18 protein-coding genes and 1 other annotated feature are annotated in these 19,874 nt (G+C 35.9%); of the genes, 1 reads left to right on the top strand and 17 read right to left on the bottom strand.

The window, feature by feature from the left end:
- Positions 1 to 2 precede the first annotated feature (2 nt).
- From arcD to BR43_RS11660, 7 genes are all read right to left on the bottom strand, one after another.
- Positions 3 to 1,436 (bottom strand): arginine-ornithine antiporter, encoded by a 1,434-nt coding sequence (gene arcD, locus BR43_RS11690; RefSeq protein ID WP_034562142.1) that lies wholly within the window; start codon positions 1,434 to 1,436, stop codon positions 3 to 5.
- Positions 1,437 to 1,537: 101 nt separating this feature from the next.
- Positions 1,538 to 2,554, bottom strand: a complete 1,017-nt coding sequence (gene argF, locus BR43_RS11685; protein ID WP_034562141.1) for an ornithine carbamoyltransferase — start codon at positions 2,552 to 2,554, stop codon at positions 1,538 to 1,540.
- Positions 2,555 to 2,612: 58 nt separating this feature from the next.
- Entirely contained in the window at positions 2,613 to 3,851 is a 1,239-nt protein-coding gene (gene arcA, locus BR43_RS11680) for an arginine deiminase (protein WP_034562140.1), read from the bottom strand.
- A gap of 373 nt (positions 3,852 to 4,224) precedes the next feature.
- Complete coding sequence (locus tag BR43_RS11675; protein WP_034562136.1) at positions 4,225 to 5,064, bottom strand: MetQ/NlpA family ABC transporter substrate-binding protein; 840 nt, start codon at positions 5,062 to 5,064, stop codon at positions 4,225 to 4,227.
- A gap of 143 nt (positions 5,065 to 5,207) precedes the next feature.
- Positions 5,208 to 5,469 (bottom strand) — a binding site (T-box leader).
- A 109-nt stretch (positions 5,470 to 5,578) separates the two neighbouring features.
- Positions 5,579 to 6,823 carry an MFS transporter gene (locus tag BR43_RS11670; RefSeq protein ID WP_034562135.1) on the bottom strand — a complete coding sequence of 415 codons (1,245 nt, stop codon included), beginning with the start codon at positions 6,821 to 6,823 and terminating at the stop codon, positions 5,579 to 5,581.
- A gap of 142 nt (positions 6,824 to 6,965) precedes the next feature.
- Positions 6,966 to 7,439 (bottom strand): MarR family transcriptional regulator, encoded by a 474-nt coding sequence (locus tag BR43_RS11665; protein ID WP_034562134.1) that lies wholly within the window; start codon positions 7,437 to 7,439, stop codon positions 6,966 to 6,968.
- A 180-nt stretch (positions 7,440 to 7,619) separates the two neighbouring features.
- The gene (locus BR43_RS11660) at positions 7,620 to 8,579 is read right to left on the bottom strand and encodes a ribose-phosphate diphosphokinase (RefSeq protein WP_034562133.1); all 960 of its coding nucleotides are present in this window, start codon (positions 8,577 to 8,579) and stop codon (positions 7,620 to 7,622) included.
- Positions 8,580 to 8,873: 294 nt separating this feature from the next.
- On the opposite strand from BR43_RS11660, the gene BR43_RS11655 reads away from it, so the two are divergent.
- Positions 8,874 to 10,865, top strand: coding sequence for an ABC transporter ATP-binding protein/permease (locus BR43_RS11655; protein ID WP_034562132.1), 1,992 nt, complete (start codon positions 8,874 to 8,876; stop codon positions 10,863 to 10,865).
- Positions 10,866 to 10,944: 79 nt separating this feature from the next.
- Here BR43_RS11655 and BR43_RS11650 read toward each other — a convergent pair whose 3' ends face one another.
- From BR43_RS11650 to BR43_RS11605, 10 genes are all read right to left on the bottom strand, one after another.
- Complete coding sequence (locus BR43_RS11650; RefSeq protein ID WP_034562130.1) at positions 10,945 to 11,460, bottom strand: QueT transporter family protein; 516 nt, start codon at positions 11,458 to 11,460, stop codon at positions 10,945 to 10,947.
- Positions 11,461 to 11,663: 203 nt separating this feature from the next.
- Positions 11,664 to 12,428, bottom strand: coding sequence for a 3-oxoacyl-ACP reductase (locus BR43_RS11645; protein WP_034562128.1), 765 nt, complete (start codon positions 12,426 to 12,428; stop codon positions 11,664 to 11,666).
- 84 nt (positions 12,429 to 12,512) lie between these two features.
- A complete protein-coding gene (locus BR43_RS11640) occupies positions 12,513 to 12,734 on the bottom strand; it encodes a DUF2829 domain-containing protein (RefSeq protein WP_034562127.1) in 222 nt (73 codons plus the stop codon).
- Positions 12,735 to 13,215: 481 nt separating this feature from the next.
- Positions 13,216 to 13,971: an alpha/beta fold hydrolase gene (locus BR43_RS11635; protein ID WP_034562126.1), complete on the bottom strand. Its 756-nt coding sequence runs from the start codon at positions 13,969 to 13,971 to the stop codon at positions 13,216 to 13,218.
- A gap of 191 nt (positions 13,972 to 14,162) precedes the next feature.
- Positions 14,163 to 15,059, bottom strand: coding sequence for a D-ribose ABC transporter substrate-binding protein (locus BR43_RS11630; protein ID WP_245617904.1), 897 nt, complete (start codon positions 15,057 to 15,059; stop codon positions 14,163 to 14,165).
- A 54-nt stretch (positions 15,060 to 15,113) separates the two neighbouring features.
- Positions 15,114 to 16,082, bottom strand: a complete 969-nt coding sequence (locus tag BR43_RS11625) for an ABC transporter permease subunit (RefSeq protein ID WP_034562124.1) — start codon at positions 16,080 to 16,082, stop codon at positions 15,114 to 15,116.
- A complete protein-coding gene (locus tag BR43_RS11620; RefSeq protein ID WP_034562123.1) occupies positions 16,079 to 17,566 on the bottom strand; it encodes a sugar ABC transporter ATP-binding protein in 1,488 nt (495 codons plus the stop codon). The genes BR43_RS11625 and BR43_RS11620 overlap by 4 nt, the downstream gene beginning before the upstream one ends.
- Positions 17,567 to 17,583: 17 nt before the next feature.
- Positions 17,584 to 17,979: a D-ribose pyranase gene (gene rbsD, locus BR43_RS11615; RefSeq protein ID WP_034562122.1), complete on the bottom strand. Its 396-nt coding sequence runs from the start codon at positions 17,977 to 17,979 to the stop codon at positions 17,584 to 17,586.
- Positions 17,954 to 18,859 carry a ribokinase gene (gene rbsK, locus BR43_RS11610; protein WP_034562121.1) on the bottom strand — a complete coding sequence of 302 codons (906 nt, stop codon included), beginning with the start codon at positions 18,857 to 18,859 and terminating at the stop codon, positions 17,954 to 17,956. Before rbsK ends, rbsD begins: the two co-directional genes overlap by 26 nt.
- Positions 18,856 to 19,836 (bottom strand): LacI family DNA-binding transcriptional regulator, encoded by a 981-nt coding sequence (locus BR43_RS11605; protein ID WP_034562119.1) that lies wholly within the window; start codon positions 19,834 to 19,836, stop codon positions 18,856 to 18,858. The genes rbsK and BR43_RS11605 overlap by 4 nt, the downstream gene beginning before the upstream one ends.
- Between the last annotated feature and the right edge of the window lie 38 nt (positions 19,837 to 19,874).

Below are 19,874 nucleotides of genomic sequence, written 5' to 3'. Positions count from 1 at the left end.
CATTATCCAACCTGAATACTTCCATTCATAATTTGAACAATACAGACAATAAATAACACTACAATTATTCCTGCACAAATCCATTCACCTTTTGTAAATAACTTTTTACCATTTTCCTTTTGTACCCATGCGTAAATAATAATTCCTGGAGCATAAAGTAACATTGTTAATAAGAAAAAGTTCTTTCCACCTGCATACACTAACCAAATAGCATAAATACTAGCTAAAATCCCAATAATTAAATTACGCAGACGATGAGGCTGATCCTTTTTTTCTTTGATTGAAACTTTAAATTGGTAAAATGCTGTAAAAGCATAAGGAATTAAAATAGCCGAAGATGCTAATGAAAAAGCAAAGTTATAGGCACGATCGCTAATTAAAAAAGTAAAGATAAACAGTTGAATCAATGTATTTGTAAAAATCAATGAATTAATTGGCGCTCCATTGCGATTTTCTTTAGCAAAACGTTTCGGAAAAGCTCCTGTTTTGGCTGCTTGATACGGTAGCTCTGCAGCAAACATTGTCCAAGATAGCCATGCTCCTAAAACAGAAATCACAACACCAATATTGATTAAGATTGCTCCCCACTTGCCTACAACACTTTCTAATAAATAAGCCATTGCCGGTTGTTTTAACTCTGCTAACTCAGGACGAGTCATGACTCCTAAGGACAACACCGTTGTTAATAAATAAATAGCAATTACCGTTACTAAACCTAATATCGTCGCTTTTCCTACATCAGATTTTTTTGCTGCTCGACCAGAAAAGACTACAGCTCCTTCTATCCCAATAAAAACCCACACGGTTACCAGCATTGTTCCTTTAACTTGATTCATCACTTCGCCAAATTCAAAGTTACCTGAAAGTGTCCCCCAAAAATCAGTAGTAAAAATCCCAATTTTAAAGGCAACAATCATAGCAACAAAGAAAATCGCTAACGGAATTAATTTAGCAGCAGTGATAATCGTGTTAATAAAGGATGCTGATTCCACCCCTTGCAAAATTAAATAATGAACGAGCCAAAGCAGAATAGATGCTGCTATTACCGAAGCTAGATTCTGTCCATTTCCAAATACCTTAAAAAAATAACCCATTGAACTAAAGACTAATGTTGCATAGGCGACATTTCCCAGTAAAGCTGAAATCCAATATCCCCAAGCCGCATTAAACCCCATATAATTTCCAAAACCTTCTTTAGCATAGCTATAAATCCCCGCATCTAAATCAGGTCGTTTCTCAATTAAATTTTGAAAGCTAAAAGCTAACATCGCCATTCCAAATCCGGCAATTAGCCAGCCAATAATAATTGCTCCAAGGGAAGCTTCTCTTGCCATATCTGACATTAAATTAAAAACGCCACCGCCAACAATTGCTCCTACAACTAACGCACTCAATGGAATAATGCCTAATTTCTTTGCTTGCTTTTCTTTTCCCATCGTTCATCCCTCCAATTCGTTAAGTGAATAGTCAGAAAAACTCGGAAAAATGGAGCAATCTCTTGCTCCACTTCATCCTTCAGTTAAATACGCTCAATACACTATGCCTTTGGAATAAAAAGATTCCCCAATGTTGCTGCCATAATAGCCTTGATTGAATGCATCCGATTTTCTGCTTGTTGGAATTGACGCGCATACGAACTACGGAAAACTTCATCGGTAATTTCCATTTCAGAAATGCCAAATTTTTCAGAAATTGCTGCACCATACTCAGTTGTTGCATCATGAAAAGCAGGTAAGCAGTGTAAAACAATCATATTTTCATTTCCTGTCTGCTTCACCATATCCATGTTTATTTGATAAGGTTGTAGTAATTCTACCCGTTCAGCAAATTTATCTTCTTCTCCCATTGAAACCCAAACATCGGTATAAAGTACGTCTGCACCAACAACTGTTGCCGCTACATCATCTGAGATCACTAACTTACTGCCTGATTCTTTAGCAAAACTTTCTGCTAATGCCACAATCTCAGGGTCTGTATACAATGATTTTGGCGTACAAATCCGAATATTCACCCCTAAAATTGCTCCTGCTACTAATAGGCTGTTGGCCATGTTATTCCGACCATCTCCGACATAAACTAATGTAATACCTTCCAAATGTCCAAAATTTTCTTTCACGGTTAAAAAGTCGGCAATCATTTGCGTTGGATGCCATTCATCTGTTAGACCATTCCAAACTGGAACGCCCGAAAATTCAGCTAACTCCTCCACTACTTTTTGGCTAAATCCACGAAATTCAATCCCATCAAACATACTTCCCAAGACTTTTGCTGTATCTTCAACTGATTCTTTTTTGCCTAATTGAATATCATTTTTCCCTAAATATTCTGGATGTGCGCCTAAGTCAATCGCTGCTGTTGTGAAGGCTGCACGAGTCCGAGTTGATGTTTTTTCAAATAATAGTGCAATATTTTTTCCTTCTAAATAATGGTGAGGAACTCCTCTTTTTTTCAAATCTTTTAAATGAGCCGAAAAATCAATTAGATAGTTAACCTCATCTTGCGTAAAATCCTTAATTGCTAATAAGCTACGTCCTTGAAATACTGATTCATTCATGTTGATTCATCCTTTCGTTTCCATTAATTTTTTTAGTGATAAGATCGGTTTAGTAAAACTATTTTTTTAAATCTTCACGGATTAACGGCATACTCATACAGCGAGGACCTCCACGACCACGAGATAATTCACTAGACGTGACCTCAATCACTTTTACACCGTAACTTCTTAACAATTCATTTGATACATAATTGCGATTATAAGTTACTACTACTCCTGGTGCGATAGCTAAAGTATTCGACCCATCATTCCATTGCTCACGAGGAGCTACGATTTCATCCCCATTGCCACAAGGAATTAAAACCAGTTCCGGAACATTTAAGGCTTCTCGTAAAACTTCTTGCAGATCTTCACGCTGGGTCATTCGTACTTCACCTAATACGGTGCTAGGTTCAATAATATACGTGTCCACTTTACCGCCTTCTGCTTGAATCCCTGGATGGATAGTAAATTTATCAAAATCAACCATTGTAAAAACTGTATCTAAGTGCATCATCGCTCGAATATTTGGAATTTTAATTGCAATCACTTTTTCAAAATGACTATTTCGACTAAATAATGATTTTGCCAAAGCTTCAATGGCCTTCGCCGAAGTTCTTTGCGAGATTCCAATAGCCACCACACGTTCATTTAAAATCAGCTCATCGCCACCTTCGATGCTTTCAGGATGATTTCGATCCAACCAAACTTCAATACCTTTATTAGCAAAGCGTGGATGATGCTGAATAATTATTTCCATAAACATTGATTCTCTACGTCTAGCTGGATAATGCATGGAGTTAATTGTTAATCCATTTCCCATTGATGCTGCTGGGTCACGAGTAAAATACAGATTAGGCATTGGATCCATAAAAAATGGATAACGCTCTGTATTAGAAATATTTTCTAAATCATTGGAATGAATATTAATTTCATTTGTTCGCACACCTGACATCACTTTACTAACTAATCCTTCGGTGGTCATACTTAACAAATACTCTTTTAATGCCTCAACTACTTTAGATGAAGAAATAGCTGATTCTGTTAGCATACGCTCTACAAATAACTCTCGAATACTACCTGCATCAATGGCTTCTGCCGCTAATTTTTCTAAATACAAAACCTCCGCACCATTATCTATCAAGGTTTTTGCAAAATAATCATGCTCCTCTTGAATAATGGGTAAATACGGGATATCATCAAATAAAAGCCTATCCATAAAATCAGGGGTCAAATTCTCTACCTCTTCACCAGGTCTTTTTAAAAGTACCGTTTTAAGCTTACCTATTTCGGACATTACATGAATCGGATTCTCCATTTTTTTACCTCCTAGAACTTTGTTTGGACTACACTAAAAGAATAGCTTGTAGAGAAAGCGATTTCTCCAAATCTACGAGGAAAAGAATACCAAGGATTTATCATTTCATCAAAATGACTTATAAATATTCATTATCTGTTATTTTATCACTTTTAAAAAGTTATAAAAATCGTATAAACCGTCTCTTTATACACTTATTTTTTTATATTTTTTCATTTTAAAAGGTTTTTTATTTATTATTAAAAAAATAAAAAAACCACAAAATGTATGTTTATACTTTTTGTGGTTTTTTATGCATGTTATCATACGGAAAGTAAATAAAAATAAAAAGCCTAAAAACTTTTTATCGTTTTTAGACTTTTTCGTAATTCACTTATTTAGCATCCCAAATCGGAATATCTGTTCCACCTGTGGTAGAGTCAATTAGTTTTTTCGTAGCTTCCGTTTGGTACTCAGCTACAATTTTTTTATAGACAGCGTTATCTTTATCTTTGCTACTTGATGCAGCAATGACATTTTTATAAATATCTTTTACATTTGAAATATTATCTGTATCTAGATAAAGTGCATCTTTCTTAGGACTTAGACCTGAATCAACTGCATAGTTCGTATTGATAACGGCAGCTGTCACATCTTCTAAAGAACGAGCCGTTTGTGCAGCATCTAATTCTTTAATTTTAATATTTTTTGGATTCTCGGTAATATCAGTAACTGCTGGCGATGCACCTTTTGCATTAAGTTTGATTAGATCCAAAGCCTGTAGTAATAATAGCGCTCTGCCGCCATTCGTTGTATCATTTGGAATTGCAATAGTATCACCATCTTTGATTTCTTTAGCATCTTTGATTTTCTTTGAATAAATTCCTAATGGTGAAACAAAGGTAAAGCCAATTGGTGTTAAATCAGCATTATTTTTAGAATTAAAATCTTCTAAAAAGGCTACATGTTGAAAAGCATTTAAATTGATATCGCCATTTTTCAACGCAATATTTGGTTGATTATAATCGGTAAATTGAACAATCTCTAAATCAATATTTTGACTTTTCAAACGTTTGGCAACGTCTTTCCAAATCTCAATAGCTGCTTCACTAACTACACCAATTTTTACTTTTTCAACCTTAGCTTTATCTGTGGAAGCTGATTTTGCTCCACAAGCTCCTAAAAATACAATGATTAATCCTGCAAATATCGTTAAAATAAGTTTTTTCTTCATAAATAATTGCCCCTTTTTTGTTATTATAGTTGTCGATCATTCTAATTAGCATAACTTACCTAATAAATTCCTTGAAACTTGTTCTCCCTTCTTTTTTTCCAACAAAAAACCCTTTTATTAAACCATCCACATGAATGATTTAATAAAAGGGCGAAATTGTCGCGTTACCACCTTTTTTTACAGCTGCATCTCTACAAACTGCCTTATCCAGTACTTAAGCAAAAAAATGCTTGTCAGACTGTAACGATATAACGGTCGCACCCGTAATGGTTTAAAAGAGTTCCCTCTAGTTTAACCACTCAACTCCAAGACCATGTTCAACCTTACTATTCGCCACCTGTTCTCACCAATACAGGCTCTCTTTGGACTTCATTTCAAGTTTACTCTTCTCTTCACTGTTTTTACTCATTGTTTTCTAATCTTTTTTTAACATAACTCATAATAGCATGACGGAAAAGAGAATGTCAATTTATTTTTGTTATTTAGTTAAAAATAAAAGAAAGTCATAATTTACTTAGCTACTTATATGAGTTCTCTTAGATAAAATACCTACCGCTACCGTAAGCAGAACAACGCCCATTACCGCTGGAGCTGCATGACCTAGTAAGACATAGAGCTGACCACCAAGGATTGGACCAATGATTCTAGCTAATGATTGAATTGATTGACTACCTCCTTGAATACGACCTTGTTCACTGGCATCAGCTGCTTTAGAAACCATACCATTGAAAGACGGACCAAAGATTGAGTCGCCAAACCCATAGATAAACATACCTGCGATAAAGAAAATATATGCTGAAAAAATTGCAGATATTGCAATGAATCCATAACCGATAATTTCAGCAGTCATTCCAATTATAGCAATCTGCTTATCACTAAATTTCAATAACAGTTTCGGCATAATTAACCCTTGTGAAACAATATCTTGAACACCCATAATTGAAAAGACAAGTCCAATTAAAGCAGGTTTCCAATTAAAACTGTCAATTGTGAATTGAGACAAAATAGCCTGAATTGATCCACTAGGAATCCATAATAAAAAGGCTGCTAGAAGCAATCTATTCAAATTTTTAATAGAAAGGACATTAAAAAGTTGGATAAAGGGATTCAATCTTGCACGTGTAATCTCTTTTAATCTATTTTCTTCTTCAAGGCTTTCAGGCATAAAGAAGAAGCCATAAATAACATTTAATAACGTGATGATTGCACCAAAATAAAGTGGTGCGGTATTTCCAAAATTGGCGGCAATCACTCCACCAAGACTTGGTCCCATAATTGATCCAAAACCGGCAATAGCACTTATCCAGCCAAAATATTTAGTCCGTTGCTGACGCGGAGTGATATCTGCAAAATAAGCAAATATCGTACTAATACTACCACCTGTAATGCCTTCAATAATCCGTCCAGCGAACAAAACCCATAAAGCTCCACCAAGACCGAAAACTAAGAAACCAATTGCCGCTCCCAGTAAACTTACTAATAGCAATGGACGGCGACCATATCGATCACTTAAAGCACCTAGCACCGGAGCTGAAAAAAACATACAAACTGCGTAAACAGACATTAGTAAACTTACAATGATTGCTTGATTTGCTGGATTGTGAATATAAGGCTGTACGATAAATGGAATGACTGGGGTGATAATACTAAAGCTAATTCCAATCAGAAAAACAGAGATTAGTCCGAATAATAAAGCATGCTTATCGATATTTGGCTCTGAGTCCTGATGATTTTGATTGTGTAATTTAGATTTGAACATTTAATTTCTCCTATCAATTGTGTGCGTTTAGTTTCCTAAGAAACAAATACAGCATAATCTATTTTTGTTTCCTTGTCAACAAAAATAACGAAAAATAAAAAAAACAGTCTTTTTGACTGCTCTTTCTTGATTTCATTTCGTGTTATGTTTCATTATTTGCATGATTCAATTTGTTGATTTCTGTATCTAAATGCTGTTTATAATTTTCAATAAAACGAAGCATTGTATCATACTGCTCATCCGTTATTTCTTCAAAAACCACTTGATCTCGCTGACGAAATTCTTCATGCAACTCTTCATGGAGAGTAAAAACCTTCTGTCCTTGTTCGGTTAATCTAAAGTAGATTTCCTTCTTATTCTCTGGTTTTTGATAGCTTTCAATTAGATCTTTATTTATAAGCTTTCTCGTTACTTTGCTCATGGCTCCTCTTGTCATATAAAAAGCTTCAGCTAATTTCGTTACATTTGCATCTACATGTTTTCCAATATATTCAATACAATGTACTTCCGAAGACTGGTATCCTTGGAGGCTAACTTCCATTTTGTTCTTATTCAACCAAGCTAATTTATCAAATAAGCTTCTAAAATCAACTAAAACCTGTTCTTTTTTATTCATGAACTGTCCCTCCACTTGTACGTTGCTCCTTCTATTATAATGATTTATTGTTTCCTTTTCAACAAAAGTCATATGTTTACAAAAAAAGAGTTTGAGATAAAACTAAAAAATAGTTTTATCTCAAACTCTTTATCTGTCGTAAGGTTGATAAAAATACACTCTCTATTTAATGTTACATGATTAAAATTTAAAAAGTGGGCTCATTGGGATATTTTCATGGATTCGTTTAATTCCATCGCCCATCAAATCAGCACATGTAATAATGTCTACTACTTCTGGTGTTGCTTTATTAGATAAATCAATTGAATCTGTCACACAGATTTTTTTGATTGGAGCAGCGTTTAATAACTCCGTTGCATTAGCTGAAAATAGTCCATGAGATGCACAAGCGTAAACATCTTTTGCGCCTTCTGTCATTAAAACATTGGCACCTTTTGCTAAGGTTTCACCAGTATTAATCATATCATCAATCATAATACATGTTTTCCCAATAATATTCCCAATTACATAGCCTTTTTCATTGCCCGATTCATCAATATGATGATCTATAATCGCTAAGGTTGCATTTAAATATTCTGAAAGAACCCACGCACGACCAACACCACTATTCTTAGGAGAAACTATGACAACTTCTTCTTCACATAACCCTAAATGGCGATAATGCTCAGCCAATAAAGGTAGTGTAAATAAATTATCTACTGGAATATCAAAAAAACCTTGGAGTTGAACTGTGTGTAAATCTAAGGTCAACACTCGAGTTGCCCCTGCTTTTTGAATCAGATTCGCAACTAACTTAGCTGTAATCGGTTCTCTTGGTTTTGCAGTTCGATCCTGTCTTGCATAACCAAAGTATGGCATAACGACATTAATTGTTGCTGCACTTGCACGTTTCAAAGCATCAATCATAATTAAAAGTTCTAATAAATGATCGTTAACTGGATTACTTGTTGATTGAATAATATAAACGTGATCGCCACGGATGCTTTCTTCAATGTTAATCTGAATTTCACCATCGCTAAAATGGCGAACACTACTTTTTCCTAATTCAATTCCCACAACATTTGCAATTTTTTCTGCCAAAGGTTGGTTTCCATTTAAACTAAAAATCTTTAATGATGAATCGCTATAATTATTTGCCATATATTCCTCCAATAATTAATATTCTCTTTATCATTATATACTAATTACTCGAGTTTTCTACAATAATCTATGCTTTTGCCTCAATACTCATTTATTTATTCAATCTACAACTTGAAAATCAACAATATGCAGCTATTTTTACTATTGTTTAAAGGTCTTGTGATGTTTTTTATTTATTCGTAATACACGGGAAATAAAAGATAATGCATGTCTTTTATAGTAACGAAAACTACTGTAAAATTAAGATTGCTTTTCAAATTTATCTGAACAATTAAAAAGGAGAATAGTGTAACAATGCTTAAAATTAAAAAATTAAAAAAAAGCTATCAACTTGGAAAAGATCATTCGGAAAAAGTACTTAAAAAAATCGATTTAGAGCTACATAGTGGAGAATTTGTAGCCATATATGGTCCTTCCGGCTGTGGAAAATCAACTTTGCTAAATATTATTAGTGGGTTAGACCAAGATTATGAAGGAAAAATTCTTTATCAAAAAAAGGCTATTCACAAATTTTCTGAGGCAGAAATTGCCGAATATCGCAAAGGAGAGATTGGATTTGTTTTTCAAAATTTCAATTTAATTCCTTATTTAAATGTTATCGAAAACGTTATGCTCCCAATGGAATTAGATAATTGGACCAAAGAAGAAAAAGAAAAAAAAGCCATGAAATTACTGAAGAACGTTGGCCTAGAAAAGCTTTGGAATAAAAACATTACACAGCTCTCTGGTGGACAAAAACAACGAGTCGCCATCGCTCGAGCTTTATCCAATAATCCTAAAGTAATTATTGCGGATGAACCAACAGGTGCTTTAGACTCTAAATCCCAACAAGCTATTTTAAAAATTTTAAAAAAGCTAGCCAATAAAGGAAAGCTCGTGGTGGTGGTTACCCATAATCCTGAAGTAGCTGATTTTGCCACTCATATTATTGAAATGAAAGATGGACAGATTATTCGTGAAGAACTCACCTTGTCGGATAAGGGAGCCAAGAAACAAAAATTCACTGAGCAAAAAATTGTTTTTTCTCCATTTAAAGCTTTTAAAATTGCCTTTAAAAACTTTAAACAACGAAAATACCGCAATTTGTTAGTTGCTTTGGGAACGTCGATTGGCTTAACAGGAATTCTTTTATCTCTGGGTCTCGGTCAAGGTGTCGCCAGTCAAATCGATCAAGAAGTTGGTTCAGGTAATATTCCAACTCAGATTCAAGTGATGTTAAAGACTGGAGCGGATACGCCAGGTTACCTCAACCAAGATAATCAAGCAGCAATCAAAAAAACGATTGGCAACACTAACATTAAACATTTTGAAACACCTTTTGCTACACAAATCGAAGCGATTGAATTGGATAGTAAAAAATTAGATATCGCTACTACTTTACCAGCCTATTCACAACTAAAAAGTCTCTTTTCAACAACGAAAATCAAGATGGCTGCCACAGACTCCAAAGAAGTACTTGCTGGTTCTCTTTATTCTGATACTACAGAAGACGGATTAACTTTAACAAAAAACTTTCTTGATGATTTCAATAAAGAACATGATACAACCTATACCGCCGATACCTTAATCGGAAAAGAAGTTCATTTAACCTTAGTTGAAAATGGCAACAGCGAGACGAAGCATACTGTTTACACCACAAAAATCAAGCGAATAATTGATTCTGACGATACAAATAACCCTCAGCCAGCCTATATGTCGATTCCACAATTAACAACAGTCTTAACAGATGCAGGTTTTGAAAAAGTAATTTCTTCAGCTATCGTTGAGCTTAAAGATGTCGATAATAATGAGAAGGTCGTCGCTAAATTAAATAAAACCAAACGCTATACTGCAGTTTCTCAAACAAGTGTAGTAGAAGTCGTCATGAATTTTGTTAAAATCGTTCAAGGACTTTTAATTTTCATGTCTTCACAAGCTGTAATTGTTGCAGTTGTTATGATTGGTATCGTGCTTTACATTAGTGTTATGGAACGAATTAAAGAAATTGGGGTCATGAAGGCCGTTGGCTTTAGAAATAGCTACGTCTCACAAATTTTTTTAAGCGAAGCACTTTTAATCACGATTACGGCAAATATTTTTGCTCTACTTAGTTCATTAGGAATTGGTTCCTTAATTAATCTAGGTATCAAAGAATACTATCCAAAAATGATTTCCGTCTATCAATTTCACTTGCTTTCCGTTATTGGTGTTTTCTTGATTAGTTGCTTATTAGCCATGGTTGCGGCATTAATTCCAGCAAGAAAAGCGATGAAATTAGATCCTGCACATGCTTTACGTTATGAATAATAAAACTTCACCAAACAAAAATAATCATCTGCCTTTCCCTTTTTTTCGGGCTGGCAAATGATTATTTTTTATTTACTATTTATTTTTTCAAGTCAATTTTCTGACTAACCAAGTACATAATCACTCCACCTACTGACATAGAGACTAATTCTCCGATGGCAATTGCTAACCATGTAGCCCAAAATGGAGCATCAAAAAGAAGCGCCAATTGCCCTGCAATCGTAAACATTGAGAAACTACAAATCAACCCTGTAACAATAAACTTCCAAATAGGATGTTGAATTTTTTTCGTGACATAGTGAACAATAACTAAGACGATAAACGTCGATAACCCGCCTACGACAACATCAATTAATCCTAATGGGGAAAATAGGTTTGCTAACATAACTCCCAAAGTTACGGCTAAAATATAGCGCTTATTATAAATTGCCAAGTAATTGAACATCTCTGATAAGCGAATTTGCACAACGCCAAAACTAATCACAGCTAAAAATAACGTGATTGCAACATACAAAGCCGTGACTAAACTCATTTTCACAAGAGTAGTGGCAGACCATTGGACTCTAGAGTCCTGCCTTGATTTAATCTTATTCATTTGTTTTCTCCTTTATAAACCAAGGCAAACTATTTTGCTGCTTGATTTAGTCATAACTACGGCCAAAGGAACTGACATAAGCCAACTGAAGTGCCGTAGTGGGGATTTATTAATTTTCCCCGATTGAACCCGATTGAATGATTAGAAATCATCTTCTCATTTTCATTATTTATTATACACTATCAAGCTTGGTTTTAAAGCTTTTATTTTTCAATCCAGCCGCCATCAATCGGCATCACTGTGCCATGAATATAATCAGCATGACTACTTGCTAAAAATAACGTTAAATCGGCAACTTCACTCGGTTGAGCCCAACGTCCAGCAGGTGTTTCTTTGGCTACCCACTTCGCCATTTCACCTGTTCCAGCAAAATCTGCCTGATTCATTGGTGTTTCAATCGCACCGGGAGCAATGGCGTTTGCACGAATTCCAACCTTGGCATAATCGTAGTCTAATTGCTTTGTATATCCGATAATGCCATGTTTAGAAGCCGTATATGCCGCACCGCCGCCACCTGCTACCATTCCTGCAATCGAGGCCATATTCACAACGACACCTTGTTTTTGTGCAATCATCCGTGGCAAAATCGCATTGGTTACTAAATACATCCCTTTTAAGTTTGTATTCATCACTCGATCCCACAGCTCTTCTGTCGTCTCAAGAGTCGGCGTATAATTATCTAAAATACCAGCTGTATTCAGCAAGATATCAATCTTTCCAAATTTTTGAAGCGCTGCCTTGACAGCTTGAGTTACATCTTCTGAACGAGCAACATCCCCAATTCGATAAGCAAATTGTTCTTTGTATTTTTGATAAAAGGCTGAATTGTCACTTATTCCCTTTTCTGAATAATCTAGTCCAAAAACCGTAGCACCTTGTTTTAAAAAGGCCTCCGCTTGCGCTTGACCGATTCCAGAAGAAATTCCTGTAATAAAAATTGTTTTTTCTTTAAACTCTTGAATAATCATTTTAATCCCTCTTTGCTTTATTTTTTTCACAGAAAAAGCCAGTATTTGAAAGCTACTATCTCCGTCAAATCTGGCTTTATTGTATTATTTAACTAATTCCCAATCTTCTGCTAAAATATCACAAACTGTTGGTGAAAACATACTATAACCTTCATCTGCTGTTTTGATTAGAAAATAAGGAGTTAACTCTTCACCTTTGTGTGTGCTTGTTGGTTCCATAATTACATATAATTCAGTGCCGCCCCAACCGCTACGAATGATTTTTTCACCGTTTTTTAAATGAGGTAAGATTGCTTCAAATGTCATTTTTTTCGCTCCAATTCTCTAAAGTCTTTACTTATTTTCTCATATCCAATCACAAATGTATACGCCATTTAACGATATCAAAAAAATGACATAAAATTCACTTTTTTTAAAATTACCAACGTTTTTTTGTGATAAAATACATTTATAAAAAGTGCGAAAGATGGTGGCTAAATCTCTGGAAAAAGGGGTGATTGCCTATGTTTTTAATTGATAGCTTTACTCCTAGAAAGGAATAAACATGTCTATTTTTGAAGCGTTGATGTTTGCCTTGGCATTCACAACCTTAGCTTTAAAAATTTACGATCATAAAAACAAAAATAACCATCTGATTAAACACTTTAGCCAGTGCAGATGATTATCTTTTTAATTATCCAAATCTAGCTACCGTCTTTTGAACGGCTTGTCTAAAGGGAATCATGTTGACGCATGGTTCCTTTTCGTGTTAAGTATACCATATTGTAGAATGAAAAGACAAGAACGGCTACAACTCTATTGCAAAGAAATCAACCACTTGATCCATAACTTCACCACGGACTAAGTGACCTTCGCCTTCTTCTGTTAAGAAGCGGATATTCTTAGCATATACTTCATTTTCAACCTTTTTATAAAAATCATGGGCATCTTCATACGGAATCTTCTCATCTTCTGTACCATGCCAGAAAAGGAGCGGACGTTGATTGATTTTTTGTGGTTCTGCGGATAAATCATAATGCTCCACCCAGCTCAATAATTGAACTAAATCTTTAGGAACATCGATTTCTCTTGCTTTAGCCGATGCGATCACTCGTTGAATATAATTTAAGGGTGCTGGAGTTCCCATCATACAGGCGGCTGCTTGAATCTCTGGATGCTGCGTTAATAATGCACATGTTGTAATTCCTCCCATTGAAACGCCACCAACACCAATTCGATTACCTTCAATCAAATTAGCTTTTTGAAAATAAGTAACCAATAGTGAAAATTCTGCTAAATTATAATGAATACTTGACCAAAATGTAATCGAAGGAATCATAGAAATTGAACCTGTTTTCCGTTCTCCATGATGCATGGCATCTGGCAAAATCACGCGTATCCCTTTTTGTGCTAACTTTCTAGCTTGGGTCAGTACTAATTCTTTAGACGATTGCCACCCATGATAATACACAATTAAAGGCAAAACATCTCCTTTTAACTCTTCTCCTACTACTTCTAAAACAGGAATTTTTTTAATAAATCGATGACGAACACTAATTTTCATTTTTGCTTGTCCTCCTATATAATCCACTTACTTCCTTTTAAGAAGTTGCTTATTCCTATTATAAACTTAATTTAGCAAAACTAGTAGTGAAAAGCTTAGTACTAACATCATCTTAGACTCAAATTTCTTCTCCACAAAAAAAACCAGCTTAAACATTGTCCATTTCAACTGTTTAAGCTAGATTAAATCGTCTATTCTTTAACTAACTCCAATGGTGAATCAATTTTCTTTTCAACTTTCTTTCCTGCAAAGTGATCAAATGCGGTTTGTAAGGCAATCTCACCCATTTTTTCTGGTTTTTGCGCGACTGTTGCATTCATTTTCCCAGCTTTAATGGCTTTTAGCCCATCTTCGGTTCCATCAAATCCAACAATCACAATCTTATCCGTTTTATTAGCTGCGCCGATGGCTTCAACAGCGCCTAACGCCATTTCATCATTTTGTGCGAAAACTGCTTGAATATCGGGGGTTGATTGTAGCATATTTTCCATTACGGTCAGACCTTTGGCACGATCAAAGCTAGCGGATTGTTGAACTACAATATCCAGTTTATCTTTTGCATAATCATCAAATCCTTTGCCACGTTCACGAGTTGCGGAAGCACCTGGTATTCCTTGTAATTCTGCTACTTTTGCTGAACTGCCAACTAATTCTTCAATATATTTAGCTGCCATTTCACCGCCGGCAACGTTATTTGAAGCTACTAAACTCAATAATTTCCCACCTTCACTATCACGGTCAATAGCGATTACTGGAATATTCGCTGCATTGGCTGATTCAACAGCCGGCGTAATTGCTGAGGAATCTACAGGATTAATTAAAAGTACATCCACACCTTGTTGGATCAAATCATCCACATCATTGCTTTGTTTAGCCGTATCATCTTGTGCATCAACAATCTTGACTTTGGTTCCTTCTTTATCTGCTAATTTTTGAATCCCATCTTCAACAGAAACAAAAAATGGATTATTTAATGTTGATAATGAAACACCAATAACTAAATCTTTAGTCGCCTTCTGCTCTACTTTGTCGCTCCCAGTATTTTCCCCTTCTAATGTTGCCGCTCCACAACCTGCTAACAATAACATCGATGCAATTCCTAACGTTACTAACTTTTTCATGATTCTTCCTCCTAGTAGTTTTTATTTTTTCTTGCGATCTAACAAAACAGCGATAATAATCACGATTCCTTTAACAATTTGTTGATAAAAACTAGATACTCCTAGCAAATTCAAGCCATTATTCAGCGTGCCAATAATTAACGCACCAATTAACGTTCCAAAAATCCGACCACGACCACCAGATAGGCTTGTTCCGCCTAATACGACTGCCGCAATGGCATCCATTTCGTACGCTTGTCCTGCATTTGGCTGAGCTGAATTTAAACGAGAGGTAATAATAATTCCACTGATTGAAGCCATCATTCCTGATAATGCATAAATCATGACTTTGACACGATCAATCTTAATCCCAGCAACAAAGGCCGCTTTCTCATTGCCTCCAATCGCATAAGTTTTACGTCCAAAGGTCATTTTGTGTAAACATAAGAACAAAATACCAAAAGCAATTAACATTAAAATAACAGGAAAGGGAATTCCAAATAAATAGCCACGCCCAATAAATTTAAAAATAAAACTATCGCCAATCCCTGTAATTGGATTCCCATTTGTATAAACTAGCGTTGCGCCACGGTAAATCGTCATAGTAGCCAATGTTGCAATAAATGGAGCCATCTTGCCTTTTGTAATCAATAAACCATTTACTGATCCTAAAACTCCACCGATTAAAACACCGCCAATCATTGCCAGTAATGGATCTACGCCAGATGTAATCATTCCGGCTACCAGTGCGCCACTTAAAGCCATCGTTGATCCAACTGATAGATCAATCCCACCAGTCAAAATGACAAAAGTCATCCCAAAAGCAATCAGCGCATTTACTGAAACTTGTCTTAATAGATTTAATAAGTTAATTGGAGCGACAAAGTTGGGATTCATAATCGTAACGATGGCTATTAATACAATCAAAGCCAGCAATGGACCTAGTTTTCCAAGTAATTCTTTTGTGTCATAACGTTTTTTGGGTGCAGTTAAGTTCACTTCATTTTTCATGATTTGTTTCCTCCTGTTGCAAGATTCATTATTTTTTCTTGAGTCGCTTCATTTCGACTTAATTCCCCAGCAATTCGCCCTTCATGAACGACTAAAATTCGATCGCTAACGCCTAAAACTTCTGGTAAATCACTGGAAACCATTACAATTGCTACGCCACGTTCAGCCAGTTCATTCATTAACTGATACAATTCACGCTTCGCTCCGACGTCCACACCGCGAGTCGGTTCATCTAGAATCAAGATTTTTGGTCCAATCCCAATCCATTTAGCTAGGACCACCTTTTGTTGATTTCCGCCAGATAAACTACCGGCTGCTATTTCAGCATTTTGCGCTTTAACCGTTAAACGTTCCATTAACAATTGGACAAATTCAGCTTCGGTTTTCTGATCAACCAGTCCCCTTACGCGAAAATTATCAATACTCGGCAAACTAATATTATCCTTAATCGAAAAATCTAAAACTAACCCTTCATCTTTACGATTCTCTGTTAAAAACCCAACTCCCGCAGCTATTGCCGTACTTGGATTTTTTAGTACTACCTTTTGACCTTCAATAAAAATCTCACCACTTTCCAATGGATCAATGCCAAAAATTCCACGCATAATCTCTGTTCGTCCAGCACCCATCAAACCTGAAAAACCAACAATTTCTCCTGCCTTAACTGCAAAGGAAATCCCTTGAAAGCCTGTTTTCCCAGAAAGGTTCTTCACTTCAAAAACCGTTCCACCAATTTCAGCTTTCTTTTGTGGATAATAGTCACTAATCTCACGCCCTACCATTTTCCTCACAACTTCATCCACATTCGTATCCTTAGTCGCCACCGTATCTACCGTCATTCCATCACGCATTACAGTAATCCGATCACTTAAGGCAAAAATCTCTTCCATCCGATGAGAAATATAAATAATAGCCACACCTTTTGATTTTAAATGGCGAATAATTTTAAAGAGCATTTGAATTTCACGATCGGTCAAGGCCGCAGTCGGTTCGTCCATAATTAACACTTGGCAATCGGTCATTAAGGATTTGGCGATTTCAATCATTTGCTGTTGCCCAACAGATAAGGTCTGAACTTCAGCATCCAAATCCAAATCTATCCCTAGTTCTGTAAAGGTTTTATTTGCCAGCGCTTTCATTTCTTTTGTACGAATAAGTCCAAATGCTGATTTTAATTCTTTCCCAATAAAAAGATTTTCTAGCACCGTCATTTGTGGCCACGTATTCATTTCTTGATGAATAAAACTGACACCATTTTCCTCAGCTTCTTTAGGATTTTCATAGTAACGCTCTTCTTCATTAATAAAAATCTTTCCTTGATCTTTTTTATGCAGCCCTGTCAAAATATTCATCATCGTTGACTTACCTGCACCATTTTCGCCCATTAAAGCATGAATTTCGCCACCTTGAATCGCAAAATTCACTCCTTCTAAAACAGCATTACTACCAAAAGCTTTATAAATATCCTTCATTCTGACTTCCATCGTCTAGCCCTCCTTAGTTAAAAAATAACTCCAGCTTGCAGAATAACATTTGAAAACGGTGTTGCTTCTCCGGTTCGTATCACTACTTTAGAGTGAGCCATTTGTTTTTTAAACTCCTCATGCGACACATAGTCAATTGGAATTTCTGGTGCTACTTGTTGAATTGCTACTAACTGAGTCGGATTTTTTTGCTGAATTTCGGTCGCCAGAAACATTTTTTCCACTATCATGTCACCTAAAACTAAAGCTAAAACCTTTTGAAAAGGTGGGTCCGATAGAGCCAAGGCTAAATCAATTTTAGGAATTCCATCAGGGACTGGTAAGCCAGCGTCCCCGATAGTTATTTGATCCATGTGTCCTAAGTCTGCTAAAACTTTAGCTATCTCGCTATTTAAAATTCCATGTTTTTTCATATGCTGGATGCTCCTTCATTTCTTTAAGTGTCGGCATACCACCTTGGGCTCCGAATTTTTGAATCGACAACGCTGCCGCTAGATTGCCAAAACGAATGCTAGTTTCAATATCTAAACCCTCGGTAATTCCTACTGAAAAAGCTCCATTAAATGTATCCCCTGCACCAGTTGTATCAATCGGTGTGACTTTATATGCTGGAATCAAGACTTCCTCGGAACCATTATGAATCAGAACACCTTTGCTTCCAACGGTTATCATTAACTTATTTGGATACTGCTTCAAGCCTTCTGAGATACTTAAATCAGGAAATAAAGCTTGAAACTCATGTTCATTTGGTGTCAGATAAGTAACCTTTTCAATTAAACCTAGACTCAACTCACGAGCCGGCGCTGGATTTAAAATCGTTGGAATCCCTTCCTGATAACAAAATTCAATTACTTCACGAACCGTTTCACTAGGAATTTCTTGTTGTAAGACAACCATTGCACTTCGTCTTAGAAGATCATGAATTTTCAGAATTTCTTGCTGATCTACTGCATTATTTGCTCCTGGAACAACGATAATACTGTTATCACCTTCTGCTAACGTAATATGAGCCGAGCCACTCGCTAAATGTGTAACGGGTTCCACATGTGTTACAGAGACATGATTTGCAATAAGATTATCTCGGATTTCAGCACCGAATAAATCAGAACCGACTTTACCTACCATCTCAACTTTTCCACCTAAGCGAGCAGCCGCTACAGCTTGATTTGCTCCTTTTCCACCAAAAGTTGTTTTAAAATCTTGTCCCATAACGGTTTCACCAACCATCGGACGTTTGTCTGCTATCACAACAAAATCCGTTGATAAACTTCCAATTACCGTAATTATATTCATTCTATCTCCTTCTTTCTAAGGGATTCACGCACTTCCAATTTAACAGGTAGCTGAATCATTTTCTCTTTAATATAGTTGTCTTCAATTCGATCACATAACAACTCTGCACCTTGATAGCCAATTTCATATGCCGGTTGGGAAATTGTCGCTAGGCTTGGAAACAGCATTTTGCTAAAAGGAATATCATCATAGCCAATAATCTGCAGTTCCTCGGGAATCTTAATTCCTCTTCTTAAGGCTTCTTGTAAAATCGCCAACGCATGAACATCATTGGAAGCAATCACACTGTCCACTTTAGGGAATCTAGCAAATAACTCGCTGGTGGTCTCTTTCGTTGCATCGAACTGAAAGGAACTTGTTTCTAATAACTGATACGTCCGTTTTCGCGCGTGTAAAACTTCTTCAATCCCACGAAGTCTTTCTAAAGAACCAGGAACATTACGCGGACCAACTAAGACGACAATCTCATGTGGATTTCGTTCTGCAATTGCTGTTGCGGCTAACTGTCCACCTTGAAAATCATTAGAATGAACGCCATACTCTTCCTCATCAGCAACACGATCAAGCATTACAAACGGAATGCCACCTAACTTATTGATACCGCCATTAATCGCTGATAGAACACCTGCAACATTATTTTGAGCAAAGGTTTTTAAATACTCTTTTTCCTTCTCCATGTTCTCTTGAACATTTCCTAAGATTAATTGGTATCCCATTTGATTCATCTTATCTTCGACACCCTTAGCTAACAACGGGAAAAATGGATTGGATATATCTGGTAATAATAAACCAACAAATTTAGATTTTTTTTGATACAGTGATCTAGCGACTTCGTTAGGATAGAAATTCAACTCGGCAATTGCAACCTCAATCTTACGACGCGATTCTGCTCCAACATAGCCACTATTATTCATGGCCCGAGAAACAGTTGCTACAGATACACCTGCTAATCTTGCTACATCTTTAATTGTCGTCATTAGTACTCACCACTTTTCATTATTGTGTAACCGATTAC

Origin of the sequence: Carnobacterium gallinarum DSM 4847, assembly GCF_000744375.1 — a bacterium.
In the GTDB taxonomy this organism is placed as follows: Bacteria; Bacillota; Bacilli; order Lactobacillales; family Carnobacteriaceae; genus Carnobacterium; species Carnobacterium gallinarum.
Note: the sequence above shows the minus strand (reverse complement) of the source record. Positions and strands in the feature narration are given on the sequence as shown.

What these genes read in the sequence shown, in the direction of transcription:
- arcD (WP_034562142.1), bottom strand. Translation starts at nt 1,436, where the DNA reads ATGGGAAAAGAAAAGCAAGCAAAGAAATTAGGCATTATTCCATTGAGT.
- argF (WP_034562141.1), bottom strand. Translation starts at nt 2,554, where the DNA reads ATGAATGAATCAGTATTTCAAGGACGTAGCTTATTAGCAATTAAGGAT.
- arcA (WP_034562140.1), bottom strand. Translation starts at nt 3,851, where the DNA reads ATGGAGAATCCGATTCATGTAATGTCCGAAATAGGTAAGCTTAAAACG.
- BR43_RS11675 (WP_034562136.1), bottom strand. Translation starts at nt 5,064, where the DNA reads ATGAAGAAAAAACTTATTTTAACGATATTTGCAGGATTAATCATTGTA.
- BR43_RS11670 (WP_034562135.1), bottom strand. Translation starts at nt 6,823, where the DNA reads ATGTTCAAATCTAAATTACACAATCAAAATCATCAGGACTCAGAGCCA.
- BR43_RS11665 (WP_034562134.1), bottom strand. Translation starts at nt 7,439, where the DNA reads ATGAATAAAAAAGAACAGGTTTTAGTTGATTTTAGAAGCTTATTTGAT.
- BR43_RS11660 (WP_034562133.1), bottom strand. Translation starts at nt 8,579, where the DNA reads ATGGCAAATAATTATAGCGATTCATCATTAAAGATTTTTAGTTTAAAT.
- BR43_RS11655 (WP_034562132.1), top strand. Translation starts at nt 8,874, where the DNA reads ATGCTTAAAATTAAAAAATTAAAAAAAAGCTATCAACTTGGAAAAGAT.
- BR43_RS11650 (WP_034562130.1), bottom strand. Translation starts at nt 11,460, where the DNA reads ATGAATAAGATTAAATCAAGGCAGGACTCTAGAGTCCAATGGTCTGCC.
- BR43_RS11645 (WP_034562128.1), bottom strand. Translation starts at nt 12,428, where the DNA reads ATGATTATTCAAGAGTTTAAAGAAAAAACAATTTTTATTACAGGAATT.
- BR43_RS11640 (WP_034562127.1), bottom strand. Translation starts at nt 12,734, where the DNA reads ATGACATTTGAAGCAATCTTACCTCATTTAAAAAACGGTGAAAAAATC.
- BR43_RS11635 (WP_034562126.1), bottom strand. Translation starts at nt 13,971, where the DNA reads ATGAAAATTAGTGTTCGTCATCGATTTATTAAAAAAATTCCTGTTTTA.
- BR43_RS11630 (WP_245617904.1), bottom strand. Translation starts at nt 15,059, where the DNA reads ATGTTATTGTTAGCAGGTTGTGGAGCGGCAACATTAGAAGGGGAAAAT.
- BR43_RS11625 (WP_034562124.1), bottom strand. Translation starts at nt 16,082, where the DNA reads ATGAAAAATGAAGTGAACTTAACTGCACCCAAAAAACGTTATGACACA.
- BR43_RS11620 (WP_034562123.1), bottom strand. Translation starts at nt 17,566, where the DNA reads ATGGAAGTCAGAATGAAGGATATTTATAAAGCTTTTGGTAGTAATGCT.
- rbsD (WP_034562122.1), bottom strand. Translation starts at nt 17,979, where the DNA reads ATGAAAAAACATGGAATTTTAAATAGCGAGATAGCTAAAGTTTTAGCA.
- rbsK (WP_034562121.1), bottom strand. Translation starts at nt 18,859, where the DNA reads ATGAATATAATTACGGTAATTGGAAGTTTATCAACGGATTTTGTTGTG.
- BR43_RS11605 (WP_034562119.1), bottom strand. Translation starts at nt 19,836, where the DNA reads ATGACGACAATTAAAGATGTAGCAAGATTAGCAGGTGTATCTGTAGCA.